Below are 12,451 nucleotides of genomic sequence, written 5' to 3' on the forward strand. Positions count from 1 at the left end.
ACTTAAGAAAGAAAATTGCAGCATAAGGGCAATTTTTTCCTTCCCTTAAAATCAAAACATTAAAAGCCAAAATGGGCAACAAATAAAAAGCCGTCTCAATTTTTGTTTTGAGACGGCTCCTTTTTTTTTGAGCTAACACCCAAACACCTAATTATCTGTTAATTATACAATTACAACTTATAATTCTATAATACAATCCGTTGGTTTCGTTATTAGATTTGTAATACACAAATACTAAAATTTAGAAATCATGAATACTACAGATCAAAAAAACAGCATGATTAGAGGGAATAGAAATCCTGGGAATCAGAATCCAAATACGACCGACAGAAATACGCTTATGAACGAAGAATTGTATGATATCGATGATATGAAAGAAAGCGATGATAACAACAGAGAAATCGCTGAGCGTGGTTATACCGTAAGAAACGGACACAATCCGGACAAGCCAAATCCTGACGAACTTACTGATGATGAAGAGGATCTGAGCGATGACTTTCATGACGACGACGATCTAAAACACGACAGTAACGATTTATACGAAGAAGAATTAGATCAAAATGGCAAAAATGTCGATGACGTAAACGACGAACTCGACAATCCGTCTGATGCATCTCTGGAAAGAGAAGACGAAGATTTTAATGAAACCGAAGACGATCTCGATGATCTCGATGACGAAGAAGAAGAGGAAGAAGAATATATCGAAGACGATGTTCAGGAAGAAGAAGATCTGGAATATCCGGACAATGATCCGAGGAAATTTTAATTTTTGACAAAATTAAAATTAGGGACAAAGGTTCAGAGTGGCAAAGGTTCAAAGTTTAATTACTTTGTCGTTTACTTTCTTTGAACCTTTGTCATTTTATATCTATAAACCTAAAAGAAACCTCTGTACCTTTGAACCTTTGAACCTTTGTCCCTCAAAAAAAAAAAAATCAATCCCCAATAATTTCCAGAACCGGAATATCATCCATTTTTTCCAGACGTTCTGCTAATCCTGCTCTTGCTTCTTTTAGTTCTTCTTCGGCTTTTATGAGTTCTTCCAGTAATTCTTCTTTTCCTGTGGTAACTTTATCAATTTTCCGCATGATTTCGTAAATCTCCCCTTCCGCTTCCATCACTTTCAGTCTTTTGTAATACGTCAGACTTTCTGTCATGTGAGCCAAAGCAATCATTGCCGTTAGAAACGGGTGATTATTGGTCACATTTACATCTTTTATTTTTCCGTGTTCGAGTTCTACCTTCAAAGCAAAAGCAAATTCCTCCATATTAAAAGCTTCGTATTTGCTTTTTGGATTTAAATACGCCTTAATCGACTCAACATTGTTCATGGTAGACAAATCAACGTCAGTTTCTTTTTTGTCGTTTAAATCCTTAAAAACGACGTTTCCTATTGCTCTTGCTTCGGCAATTGTTGGATCGTTATCAGGATTTTCGAAATCACGTGTCGACCAGTCCCAATTTTTCGGATGTACAGGTTTGATATATTTTTCACAGAAATCTGTTACATCGTTTTTTAAGCTCACCATTTCATTATCTCTTTTGATGTAGACATCCTGATAAGCACCGCTTTTAGTTCCCATAATGGTTTATTTTAATTTTAAAAAATGCAAACGACACATTTACCGGGATATATGTGTCGTTCTTAATTGTTATTTTATTTACTGTGTATTAAATTCTTTTTCTTCCGGTAATTAGGGATATAATAAATAACACTAAAAATATGAAGAATAAAACTTTAGCGATACTTGCTGCTCCTGCGGCAATTCCGGTAAAACCAAATATTCCGGCGATGATCGCTAGAATAATAAAAATGACTGTATAACGTAACATAAGCTTGTGATTTTAGTTGATAATGATTTTGTTTGTTACTCAAATTTCATACTTTTTAAAGAGATGTATTAACTCTAAACATTATTTTCTTAGCACGATCAAACCTGATTTACAACAAATTGATCTGATAGTTTTGTATTAATTCTGAAAAGGCAATTTCGCTATGCGAAAAATGCTCCTTATTGCTTCGGCATTTTTTGGCCCTGTCGAAATACTGTTCGATTGATCCGTCTTCGTAAGTCGAAACCAATAAGGGATGAACGTAATAATTCCGGCATACATTCCTGGTATTTCCCAAAGCTTCAGCCGTGGTATCAAAGGCAGACAGAATATTCTTTTTGATTTCTTTTTCGTCCGTTGTCGTTCCTATTTCCATCAGCGTTTCAAAAAACACAATCGATGCCGCCCAGGTCCTAAAATCTTTGGCACTAAAATATTCTCCTGAAATTTCATGCAAATATTCGTTGACCATATGGCTGTCGAGCACTTTTCTTTCGCCGTTTTTATCATAATACTTAAAAACTTCCCAACCCGGAATCTCCTCACAACGGCTCACCAATTTTACCAATTGTTTATTTCTTGTGGTAATCGTATGCTGTTTTCCTTTTTTTCCGATGAATTCAAACCGGAGTGTATTTTTATTGATGTTGATATGGCGTTTTCGCAAAGTCGAAAGTCCATAGGATTTATTGTCTTTGGCATATTTCTCATTCCCGATTCTGATATGCGTTTCTTCCATAAGCCGAATCACCAATGCGACCACTTTTTCTTTCGACCATTCTTTCTTTTCGAGATCTTCATCGACTTGTTTTCTGATCAAAGGCAATTTGGTTCCAAACTCTGCTATTTTATAAAATTTAGTCTGATTTCGAATCAAATTCCATTTAGGATGATATCTGTATTGTTTTCGGTTTTTATCGTCTAAACCCACCGCTTGCAAATGTCCGTTTGGCAAATCCGAAATCTGAACATTTACCCACGCCGGCGGAAGCACCAGACTGCTAAAGCGTTTGAGTTCGCTTTTTTGCTTAATGCAGCGTCCGTTTTTTTTATATACAAAACCATCCTCTCCTTCGCATCTTTCTATAGGCAACTTTTGATTGTTTACATAAACTAAATCTAATTTGTCAATCACCAAATGTGGTGTTTTGATCAATTGATTCATTAGTTTTTCGGTTTTTGCTGCTGCATTCATGGTCGTTTGGTTTGTTATAATGCCACTCCCGATAGTGATCTGGATGAAGATTGAAGAAGATTTTATTTTCCGATATATTCTATTCTTCTTGTTGTCTATGGCATTTAAATATTTATTAAGTTCACTTTTAGTTATTTCTTAGAGAATGAATCAGATTTTTTTTGCTCATATATGAGCGTCCTGCGATTCCAACCTTTCGGGCTTGTTCATACAATTCTGCTTTTGTCCATTCATCGTATGGTTTTGCTCTTCCGCCCTTTTCACCTGAATCAGGCGTATTGGCAATTCGGGCTGCTTTTTCTTTACTGTACCCAATTTCTAAAAGTGCTTGATATTGCTTTTCGTTTTTAATTCTTGCATCTGGCATGACTGAAAAATTTTGAGGTTAATAACATTAGAAATTTGTTATATCAAAATTCCTCAAAAAGCAGAAATGAGTCGTTATACAATTCTGCGATATATTTTCATAATTAACTCTATGTTAGAGCGTTTCTTCAGAATGGTAATGAGTACATTTTCTTGAAGCTGTTTCTTGCTGTCCTTCCAAATCTTTTGTGCCTCCCGATAGCTATCGCGAGGGGCACAAAAGGATTTTCCCTCCCATCAGGGCTAGGTAATTATTCTTACAATAAAATTACTGTAAATTAAAGATTTTTACTACATTTGCGTATTCTTAAACTACGACACGAGAATTAAACAAAATTTGCCTTTGTGGTATGGTAATGGTATTGGAAACAATAACAACACCTTATCCCATGGCTTTACATTCACTAAAATGTCCAGTTTATGAGTACAAAAAATCTTTCGAAAGAAGCCGAAACAAGGCTCTTGAATTTCTTCAACAACACAATTGCCCCAAAAGGTATGGCTAAAGCGCTAAGACAAGTAAATTACGTCATGGCTTTAGGAATTATCAGAGAAGATGAAACTCTTCAGCAGGAAGTCACCAGATTAGAAAACAGTTTTTATTGGCTGAATGAATTAGCTGAAATTTTGAATCCTTATCTCGACGTAGAATAAGTTTCTATAAACGATAAACCCAAAAAAGCCCTGATCTTAAAAAATCAAGGCTTTTTTTATTCATTATTATCTCCTGCTGAGATCTAATATTTAGATGCTCGCCCGTGCGCAAAAAGGCTGAAAACAATCTGAATCGTAAATCTATTTTAGGACAAGACATTATTAAGTTAAGCTCTTTTGGGTTAATTCTTTTTCGCGCAAAGACGCAAAAGCGCAAAGGTTTTACGCCTAAACTTGGCGGCTTGGCGGCTTTTCGTGAGATTTATTCGGTACAGTATTGCGGCTGTTTTTCTTAACTTAATAACATTGCGCTCGCGCCAGCAAAAGATTGAAAACCTAGCAGTAAAAAACATTACATCGATTTTTTAATTTTTGCAATCAATTGCCCTTTAATCAAATCAAATTCAGCATCTCTTTCTGATGTATATAAATATAATATCAATCTGGCATTACTGTCTACAGAACGAGTAATATCCGGAAAACTAGTATTAATAAATTGTGTACTTTGAGAACTATAGCCATTATAGGATCTGTCGATAAATAATTCCTTAGATTTTAATGTCCAGTCATCAATATTTATCAGGTTTATTTCATTTTGATAATCAGCCAAAGCTTTATTTATAATTTCATCAATTTTGCCCTTCTCTTTTTTAAAATCTATATTGATCATTCCTCGTTATTTTGGTTATTGCTTTTAGTTGCGATAAATATATAATTTTGAACAAAACTTTTTATATACCCTTTATAAATATCTTTTTACTGAAAACCGTTAGACAGCTGTTTTGGATTATTTAGATTCCCAACAACTTTATGTTCACTGGAGGCAACAGAAGTGCTAGAAGGCTTAAAAAAACAGCCAAAAGCCTAAAAAGCATTTCGCGTAATGCAATGCATTACGAACTAAATTAAGCGAGGTGATTGGCCTGAAAGGCAAAAACAAAAAATAATATAAATTTTAAGGAAAAATGACTTTGTCAGAAAATATTAATATTATTTAATGAAGGTTTTCTTCGCGATTAGGCCTTTGACCTTACGGGGTTAAAACAATAATCATTTTGCGTTCATAGTGCTTCGCACTATCAACTAAACGAATCAGGATCATTGCCCTGAAAGAGCAAAAGTTTACTTTTGATGACTACCATAATATCATTGTAGTTTTCGAAAATATCAGGTGAAATAACTAAAGTCTTATTATTTTCTAATTCCAGGATACTTATAGTATAACCGTTTGTTATTTGTCCCGCTTTGCCTTGCATTGTGATTTTTTGTTTCTTAAGACTAGTTATACTTGTAAAAGGAATACATTGTTTTCGACCAGAAATTAGTACGACTTTTTCAATTCCCTGATCTGTAACGATTAATTTGAAAATCTTAAAAAAGTCCCACGCTGCACAAAGAAATAATAACAAAAACACAGCCGAGACAATAAATACCGGATTTTTACGAAGTTCTGAATATTGCGAAATACTGTTTAAGCATACATAAAGTGTAACAATGAAAGCCAGACAGCCAATTCCTGCTCTTGCCCAAAATAGTTTTCTGAATTTGGATTTAACCTCCATGATTATAAATTTTAAAAAATTTTGATTAAGTTAAGCTCTTTTGATCTAATTAATGGTTAATTCTTTTTCGCGCAAAAGCGCAAAGGTTTTAGGCGTAAACTTGGCGGCTTGGCGACTTTGCGTGAGATTTATTCGGTACAGTATTTCAGCTGTTTTTTCTTAACTTAATGACATGCGTTCGCGCCAGCAGGAGAAAAAAAACTATTACTACGTATTAGATACCACAAATCTTTATTCGTCGATGCATTTATATAGTTTATCACTGTTTTTAACAAAGTTCCATATGTCATAATGAATAATAACCCTCCAATAAAAATCAAACCTATAATTTTTTTTAGCAAAATCATGAAACCGAAATGTTATCAATTTTATCAATCATCCATTTATCATTTACTTTTTTGATATAAATCCTCACGCCAATTCCGCAATGTCTTCCACAAGAAAAACCACCGTCTAAGACTCCAAATTTTCTCTCTTTGTCAAATTGAATTCCTGTAAAATAAACTGCACCCGAAAAAATAAAATCATACTTTTTTCTCCAAAACTCACGTCGGTCTTTTGGAAATTCGGAAATGTTTTTAAGTTGAAATCTCCCTTTAAGTGGGATATTTTTAAAATCTATAGTATATGCAGAATCTCCTTTTATTTTTGGACAAAAAACTTCCTTAACTTTAAAGTGCTGCTTCAAATATTCTTTTAAATCTTTACTATTTCTCTTTATTTTAGGATTGAATGCTACAATTAATCTTGAAGTATCTTTTTCAATTACTTCTTGATTATGCTTCCACTTAGCCATTCTTTGTTTTTGCTCTTCAATACTCATTGTTGAGTCAACGCTTATACGATTACCCTTTTCATCATATGTAAGTAAACCATAAATAGGAGGCGGATTAAGTACCACTCTGTAATCAATACAAATTGAATCAATTAAATCTGGAAAAATCTCCGTCATTACTTTTTTTTCGAATTCTAAATCGTTAATCTTCTTTTGGCAATTCACAAAGAGAAGTGTTATTAAAAGAAAAGAGAAGAGTAATGGTTTTATCATAATGATTAAGTAGCAACTAGATTAAAAGCAATTTTCCTACGCTAATATAAAACAAATCCTACTACAAAATAATTTATCAAAAACCACAATATCCAAATCCTGTAACATTATTCAAAAATACTGTAAGACATTCTTCACACAATCTGAATAATTTTACATTATAACATTTAAACTATTAAATCATGAAAAAAATACTATTAGCCGGAAAAGTAATTTTAGGAGCAGGATTACTACTTGTATCTCTGAATTCTTGTAAAAACGAAAACAAACAAGAGGATCCAAAAGAAGTTGCTGAAGATAGTAACGAAGCCAAATTTGACTCTATTGCAGATAAAAAAGATGATTCTGAATTTTTAGTGGATATCGCAGAAGTGAATCTTGCTGAAATCGAAATCGGAAAACTGGCTCAAACAAAAAGTACCAATCCTGAAGTAAAGAAATTTGGAAAAATGCTCGTTGATGAGCATACCAAATCGGCTTCTGAAGTAAGTGCTTTGGCTAAAGCTAAAAACTTCACCTTACCAACTTCGCTTACCGAAGAGGGTCAGGAGGAATATAAAAAACTGAATGAAAAATCAGGTCTTGACTTTGATAAAAAGTTCGCTGATATGATGATCGACGGACACGAAAAAGCAATTGATAAGTTGCAAAAAGCAACTAAAGATGCAAAAGATGAAGATGTTAAGCTTTGGGCATCAAATAATATAGCACCGCTTACTGCTCATTTGGAGCATGCGAAATTGCTAAAACAAGACTTAGACAAAAAGAAATAAATTTAATTGGTTATTATTTATTTTCAAAAAACCCCTCAAGAGTTGAATTGCTTGAGGGGTTTTCTTTTTTTTAAGTTGCAAAGGTTCAGAGGTGCAAAGGGACAAAGTTTTTTGTAGGACGCACTTGCTGTGCGTCTTTTTAGGTTTTAATAACCCATAGGATGGATTAAAATCCATCCCTACAATATGTTTCGTTCCTCCGGAACTGCTTGATAAGTTTTAATACGACGCATTCAACCTTTGTACCTTTGAACCTTTGTACCTCTTCTTAACCTATTAGGCCAGCTATCTTTCTTCCTTTATAAAAAACTCCTTCTCTTTTTGGCAAACGTGCTACGGCTTCGGCAGAACAGCTTGCTTTTACTAAGATAAAATTAGCTTCGTTATCGACTGCCGGCCAAACGCGTGTTCCTGAATCATTAAGCGGCAGGATTTCGTCTTTTGTTGCGATGTGCAAAGCTCTGCTTAAATTATACTCGTCTGTCCAGCCGTAAAGCTGAGCGCATAATTTTGCTTTCTCTAGCATATCGCAAGTTCCGAAAGGCTGCCAGTGATCGACAATACTATCGGTTCCTGTCATAAGTTTTACACCGTACTTTTTCAATGTTGGAATTGGCATTATGGTTTTCCCAATCGGAATTCCTGACACTACTCCTATTCCCAGATTCCCCATTTGTTCTGCTATTTTTTCAAGATCTTTTGGATCCATTTTGGCAAGCGCAAAACCATGGCTTATATAGGTCTTTCCTTGTAGTTGTTTGTTTTCTTCGGTTTTTTTAATCATGTATTCAATCGCTGCTTTACCAGATGGTATCGATTCATGCAAGTGTATGTCTACTCCTTTATTGTTATCAAGTGCAATTTGAAACATGACATCCAGGGATTTCTCCATATTGCCATCGACATTTGTTGGGTCAAGTCCACCTATGAAATCAATTCCCATGCTCGCCGCTTCTCTTAATAAAGGTTCAGATTTTGAATATAAAATTCCGTGCTGCGGAAACGCTACAATTTCAGATCCAAAATTCTCTTTGTTTTTTTCTAAAGCCGCTTGTAAATGTTCTAAACTTTTTAGTCCGCTAACAGGGTCGATATTACATTGGCAGCGCGCAAAATAACTTCCCTGACTTTGCATGAGTTTAATCGCTTCTTCGGCTTTATGCTGAGAATCGGGTAATAATTGCGGAATTAACTTTTGCTCGAGCGTAATCATGTCTTTTACCGTATAACCTTTTCTTGGCGCTGCATTCCAGGTTCCGCTGCCGTAGTACGTTTTATCAATATGAATGTGCATATCGCGTAATCCCGGAAGCATCAAAAGTCCTTTAGCATCAACTGTTTTCAATTTCAAAGCCGACTTTCCTGTCGTAATGCTTTTTATTTTACCATTGGCAATATGAATCGTGTAAAGTGCTGTTTTGGTAGCAATTACTTCATTCTTGTCATTATATTCAAAACCATCTTCTAATCGTACATTAATTAAAAGATATTCGTTCAGATTTGTTTTATTCTCTTCCGGTAATACTTGTGCAACAGCATTTGCTCCAATTCCTGAAAACAATGCAGCTCCGGTTGCAGCGGCTCCTAATCCTAAGAATTTTTTTCGGCTTATTTTATGATCTTCCATAAATTATATTTTATCTTCTCTCGGTTTGTTATACAATTTTACAATAACACTCTAATACTCAATAGTATTTATTGCATTGCAAAAATCGTTATAAACTCAAAATGATAACGGTAATATTACGGAGAAAGATGGTAAAAATTATAATTTTTTAAAATCTCCCGGAGTTTTTCCGGCATATTTTTTAAATACTTTGGTAAAATAAGTATTATCATTAAAACCAAGTTGGTAACCAATTTCTTTTATAGACAAATCAGTACTCGTTAGTAAACGTTTGGCTTCAAGAATGGTCCTTTGTTTTATTACATCACTTGCCGGCACTTTTAAATATTTCTGCGAAAGTATATTAAGATAATTAGGTGTAATATTTAATTTATCGGCATAAAAATTCACAGAAGGTTCTTTGCTAAAATGATCGTCAATTAAACCAGTAAACCCTTTTATTATTTTCTCGGGCTTCGTCGATGAATCGTGTTCGGGAAATTGATTCAAATATTGTTTTTGCAATAATTTTAGCAATAAATGCAAACGCAGCAAAACTATTTCTTTAGTAAGTGTATCATTATCAGATAATAGTAATTCTATTTCATGCAAATGAGTTTTAAAATCCTCAAATTCTTTTTTGTTTAAAGAAAGACAAGACGGAACACTTTGCTCAAAAAAAGGAAATTTCCCCAAATTCGAAAAAATGCTAATTACATCGGCCGAAAGCATCAGCTGAAACCCTGAAGTATCTACATCAAGCGACCAATTGTGTACCTGACCCGAACGGATAAAATAAACCTGATAATCATTTACTGTATATTGCGTAAAATCGACATTGTGAACGCCTGAACCTTTCTCTACAAAAAACAGCATGTAAAAATCATGTTTGTGAGGCTGTTCGAATTCATTTCTTCCCTTTACGCTATGGCGAAATAAGGTGATACCCAAAGTTTCTTCTCCAAGTATATTGCCAACAGATAAAATAGGAATCGAATGTTTTTGCAAAAGAAAGAGAGATTTAGTTGTTCAGTTTCAAAATTAAATAATTAAATGATAAGTTTTTAAAAGAATAAAAAAAGGTCTGACTTTATAAAGTCAGACCTTTTTAAAATTTATATAACTTTTTAGTTTGAAAGCACAAAGTTTAAAAACCTCTGAACCTTTGCCACTTTGAACCTTTGTTCCTTTGTTCCTTTGAAAGTTACTTCAAAGAAGCCATATCAATTACAAAACGGTATTTAATATCTCCTTTTAGTAATCTTTCGTATGCATTGTTTACTTCATCGACACCAATTAATTCGATATCTGCGGTAATATTGTGTTCTGCGCAGAAGTCAAGCATTTCCTGAGTTTCGGCAATTCCGCCAATAGCAGAACCCGCAAAACTTCTTCTTCCTAATATAAGACTGAATGACGTTACCGGAAGTGGTTCCATTGGAGCGCCCACCAAAGTCAGGGTTCCGTCTACTTTTAGTAAATTCAGATACGCATCTATGTTGTGCTCCGCTGATACACAGTCTAAGATAAAGTTTAATGATTTAGCATGTTTTGCCATTTGCTCCGGATCTGTAGACAATACTACTTCATCTGCTCCCAAACGTTTTGCATCTTCGGTTTTAGACAATGAAGTGGTAAAAACTACTACATGAGCGCCCATTGCTTTCGCTAACTTGATTCCCATATGTCCTAAACCTCCAATACCAACGATTCCCACTTTTTGTCCCGGACCAACATTCCAGTGTTTTAGCGGAGAATAAGTTGTGATTCCTGCACATAATAAAGGTGCAACTCCGGCAAGATCAAGTTTGTCTGAAATATGCAGTACATAATTTTCATCGACTACAATACTTTGAGAATATCCTCCAAAAGTTTGTCCGCCCAAATGAGCATCAGGAGAATTGAATGTCAGAATGCTTCCCTGATCACAAAATTGCTCTAAATCATTTTTGCAATGCTCACATTCTCTACAAGAATCGACCATACAGCCTACTCCTGCCAAATCTCCTACTTTGAAATGTTTTACGTGATCGCCCACTTTTGTTACGCGTCCCACAATTTCGTGCCCCGGAACTATTGGGTAAATGGTTCCGTGCCATTCGTTTCTCGCCGAGTGTAAATCGGAATGACAGATTCCGCAATATAAAATCTCGATCTCAACGTCATGCGCTAATACCGCTCTACGCTGAATGTCTAGTGTTTGTAAGGGTGCTTCGGCAGCTTCTGTACCAAAGGCTTTTATGTTTTTTGTTTGCATTAAAATATTTTGTTTAAAGTTTCAGGTTTTCTTTGTTTTAAAAATGCCACGAAGGCACTAAGGCACAAAGTTTTTTGCCTTATATTGGTATAGTTTCACGCAGATTTAAATGGATTTAAAATAACATCAGCTTAAATCTGCTTGAAAAAAAATCACATATAAAAAAATAAGTTTTGAAGTTTTCAATTATCTAATTATCTAATTGACAAATTATCTCATTAGCTTACTTTCCAAAACTAAAATACTCTTCATCGGTTACACTTTCTAACCAGATTCCTTTTCCTTTGTCGATTTCTGTGATGATGCTAATGTGCGAAAATTTACTAAAAGGTGTTGCGCCATACCAATGTTCTACACCCGGTAAAACGGTAACTACCTCATCTTTATGAAGTAAACGAATGGCAGTGCCTTTTTCCTGAAAGTAGCCAATTCCGTCTGTGGCGATGAATAATTGTAAGCTTGCATTAATATGCCATTTGCATCTCGAACCGGGTTCAAAAGAGATTTCTTTAATTATTGTGTTGTCCGGATGAATATTGCTGGTTTGTTTTTTATAAGAAACATTACCAGTCATGAAAGTATTCGGGACTTTTCCCTCTTCAATAGCGGAAGTATAAAGTGTTGACATAAAATAGATTTTTTGAGATTGATTTTATTTAAATAAGATCTAACAAAAACCGTTAATTAATCGTTAGATCCCGCCAAACAACACTTTTACTTAAATTATTTAAAGCTATTGTATTGTTCGTCGGTTACTGGTTCAAGCCAGTCTACAATACCTTTTTCGGTATTGGTACTAATTGCGATGTGGGTAAATTCGCTATCCGGAGAAGCTCCGTGCCAATGTTTTAATTCGGGTTGAATGTTTACAACATCGCCTGCCTGAAGTAACTGAATTGGTTTTCCTTCTTCCTGATAATATCCTGTTCCTTGTGTTACAATTAGAATTTGTCCGCCGGGATGTGTATGCCAATTGTTTCTCGCACCTGCTTCGAAAACTACATTACCAACGGCAGTATTTAATACCGGATCATTTGGAACCAGCATTTTCACCCATGCTTTTCCTGTAAAATAATCCGCTGAAGCCAGATCTCCTTTTGGAAAAATAGTTTCATTTAATTGATTTTCTGGTTCTTTCATAATTATTTTGTTTTTGT

The 12,451-nt window shown here is 34.6% G+C and carries 15 protein-coding genes; 3 read left to right on the forward strand and 12 right to left on the reverse strand.

All coding sequences use genetic code 11. From position 1 onward, the window contains the following. The first annotated feature begins 250 nt into the window (after positions 1-250). Positions 251-766, forward strand: coding sequence for a hypothetical protein (locus tag B0A67_RS13420; RefSeq protein WP_072964104.1), 516 nt, complete (start codon positions 251-253; stop codon positions 764-766). Positions 767-935: 169 nt separating this feature from the next. On the opposite strand, the gene B0A67_RS13425 is transcribed toward B0A67_RS13420, so the two are convergent. The 4 genes from B0A67_RS13425 to B0A67_RS13440 all read right to left on the reverse strand — a co-directional run bounded on the left by B0A67_RS13425 (position 936) and on the right by B0A67_RS13440 (position 3,395). Next, positions 936-1,583: a DUF5661 family protein gene (locus B0A67_RS13425; protein WP_072964102.1), complete on the reverse strand. Its 648-nt coding sequence runs from the start codon at positions 1,581-1,583 to the stop codon at positions 936-938. A gap of 88 nt (positions 1,584-1,671) precedes the next feature. After that, positions 1,672-1,833, reverse strand: a complete 162-nt coding sequence (locus tag B0A67_RS13430) for a DUF1328 domain-containing protein (RefSeq protein WP_072964100.1) — start codon at positions 1,831-1,833, stop codon at positions 1,672-1,674. 109 nt (positions 1,834-1,942) lie between these two features. Beyond that, a complete protein-coding gene (locus tag B0A67_RS13435; protein ID WP_072964098.1) occupies positions 1,943-3,028 on the reverse strand; it encodes a DNA topoisomerase IB in 1,086 nt (361 codons plus the stop codon). A 127-nt stretch (positions 3,029-3,155) separates the two neighbouring features. Next, complete coding sequence (locus tag B0A67_RS13440) at positions 3,156-3,395, reverse strand: DUF7218 family protein (RefSeq protein WP_072964096.1); 240 nt, start codon at positions 3,393-3,395, stop codon at positions 3,156-3,158. 419 nt (positions 3,396-3,814) lie between these two features. Here B0A67_RS13440 and B0A67_RS13445 point away from each other — a divergent pair, with 419 nt between their 5' ends. After that, complete coding sequence (locus B0A67_RS13445; RefSeq protein ID WP_072964094.1) at positions 3,815-4,048, forward strand: hypothetical protein; 234 nt, start codon at positions 3,815-3,817, stop codon at positions 4,046-4,048. Positions 4,049-4,400: 352 nt separating this feature from the next. Here the strand turns inward: B0A67_RS13445 and B0A67_RS13450 are convergent, their stop codons facing one another. The 3 genes from B0A67_RS13450 to B0A67_RS13460 form a co-directional block, all read right to left on the reverse strand. Next, positions 4,401-4,718 (reverse strand): hypothetical protein, encoded by a 318-nt coding sequence (locus B0A67_RS13450; protein ID WP_072964090.1) that lies wholly within the window; start codon positions 4,716-4,718, stop codon positions 4,401-4,403. Positions 4,719-5,127: 409 nt separating this feature from the next. Next, positions 5,128-5,610 (reverse strand): hypothetical protein, encoded by a 483-nt coding sequence (locus B0A67_RS13455; protein WP_072964088.1) that lies wholly within the window; start codon positions 5,608-5,610, stop codon positions 5,128-5,130. Positions 5,611-5,953: 343 nt separating this feature from the next. Then, positions 5,954-6,658, reverse strand: coding sequence for a hypothetical protein (locus B0A67_RS13460; protein WP_123887404.1), 705 nt, complete (start codon positions 6,656-6,658; stop codon positions 5,954-5,956). Positions 6,659-6,840: 182 nt separating this feature from the next. Between B0A67_RS13460 and B0A67_RS13465 the strand changes: the two genes are divergently transcribed. Then, positions 6,841-7,431 carry a DUF4142 domain-containing protein gene (locus B0A67_RS13465; protein WP_072964084.1) on the forward strand — a complete coding sequence of 197 codons (591 nt, stop codon included), beginning with the start codon at positions 6,841-6,843 and terminating at the stop codon, positions 7,429-7,431. A 268-nt stretch (positions 7,432-7,699) separates the two neighbouring features. Here the strand turns inward: B0A67_RS13465 and B0A67_RS13470 are convergent, their stop codons facing one another. The 5 genes from B0A67_RS13470 to B0A67_RS13490 all read right to left on the reverse strand — a co-directional run bounded on the left by B0A67_RS13470 (position 7,700) and on the right by B0A67_RS13490 (position 12,434). After that, positions 7,700-9,058: an amidohydrolase gene (locus tag B0A67_RS13470; RefSeq protein WP_072964083.1), complete on the reverse strand. Its 1,359-nt coding sequence runs from the start codon at positions 9,056-9,058 to the stop codon at positions 7,700-7,702. Positions 9,059-9,196: 138 nt separating this feature from the next. After that, positions 9,197-10,045 (reverse strand): AraC family transcriptional regulator, encoded by an 849-nt coding sequence (locus B0A67_RS13475; RefSeq protein WP_072964081.1) that lies wholly within the window; start codon positions 10,043-10,045, stop codon positions 9,197-9,199. A 196-nt stretch (positions 10,046-10,241) separates the two neighbouring features. Beyond that, the gene (locus tag B0A67_RS13480; protein WP_072964079.1) at positions 10,242-11,294 is read right to left on the reverse strand and encodes an NAD(P)-dependent alcohol dehydrogenase; all 1,053 of its coding nucleotides are present in this window, start codon (positions 11,292-11,294) and stop codon (positions 10,242-10,244) included. Positions 11,295-11,517: 223 nt separating this feature from the next. Continuing rightward, positions 11,518-11,922 (reverse strand): cupin domain-containing protein, encoded by a 405-nt coding sequence (locus B0A67_RS13485; protein WP_072964077.1) that lies wholly within the window; start codon positions 11,920-11,922, stop codon positions 11,518-11,520. 95 nt (positions 11,923-12,017) lie between these two features. Next, positions 12,018-12,434: a (R)-mandelonitrile lyase gene (locus B0A67_RS13490; RefSeq protein WP_072964075.1), complete on the reverse strand. Its 417-nt coding sequence runs from the start codon at positions 12,432-12,434 to the stop codon at positions 12,018-12,020. Positions 12,435-12,451 lie beyond the last annotated feature (17 nt).

This window comes from Flavobacterium aquidurense (assembly GCF_002217195.1).
Lineage (GTDB): Bacteria > Bacteroidota > Bacteroidia > Flavobacteriales > Flavobacteriaceae > Flavobacterium > Flavobacterium frigidimaris.

Bases quoted from the DNA above. Each gene is read 5' to 3' on its own strand.
- B0A67_RS13435 (WP_072964098.1), bottom strand. From the start codon at position 3,028: ATGAATGCAGCAGCAAAAACCGAAAAACTAATGAATCAATTGATCAAA.
- B0A67_RS13470 (WP_072964083.1), bottom strand. From the start codon at position 9,058: ATGGAAGATCATAAAATAAGCCGAAAAAAATTCTTAGGATTAGGAGCC.
- B0A67_RS13490 (WP_072964075.1), bottom strand. From the start codon at position 12,434: ATGAAAGAACCAGAAAATCAATTAAATGAAACTATTTTTCCAAAAGGA.
- B0A67_RS13455 (WP_072964088.1), bottom strand. From the start codon at position 5,610: ATGGAGGTTAAATCCAAATTCAGAAAACTATTTTGGGCAAGAGCAGGA.
- B0A67_RS13450 (WP_072964090.1), bottom strand. From the start codon at position 4,718: ATGATCAATATAGATTTTAAAAAAGAGAAGGGCAAAATTGATGAAATT.
- B0A67_RS13430 (WP_072964100.1), bottom strand. From the start codon at position 1,833: ATGTTACGTTATACAGTCATTTTTATTATTCTAGCGATCATCGCCGGA.
- B0A67_RS13460 (WP_123887404.1), bottom strand. From the start codon at position 6,658: ATGATAAAACCATTACTCTTCTCTTTTCTTTTAATAACACTTCTCTTT.
- B0A67_RS13465 (WP_072964084.1), top strand. From the start codon at position 6,841: ATGAAAAAAATACTATTAGCCGGAAAAGTAATTTTAGGAGCAGGATTA.
- B0A67_RS13480 (WP_072964079.1), bottom strand. From the start codon at position 11,294: ATGCAAACAAAAAACATAAAAGCCTTTGGTACAGAAGCTGCCGAAGCA.
- B0A67_RS13445 (WP_072964094.1), top strand. From the start codon at position 3,815: ATGAGTACAAAAAATCTTTCGAAAGAAGCCGAAACAAGGCTCTTGAAT.
- B0A67_RS13425 (WP_072964102.1), bottom strand. From the start codon at position 1,583: ATGGGAACTAAAAGCGGTGCTTATCAGGATGTCTACATCAAAAGAGAT.
- B0A67_RS13440 (WP_072964096.1), bottom strand. From the start codon at position 3,395: ATGCCAGATGCAAGAATTAAAAACGAAAAGCAATATCAAGCACTTTTA.
- B0A67_RS13420 (WP_072964104.1), top strand. From the start codon at position 251: ATGAATACTACAGATCAAAAAAACAGCATGATTAGAGGGAATAGAAAT.
- B0A67_RS13485 (WP_072964077.1), bottom strand. From the start codon at position 11,922: ATGTCAACACTTTATACTTCCGCTATTGAAGAGGGAAAAGTCCCGAAT.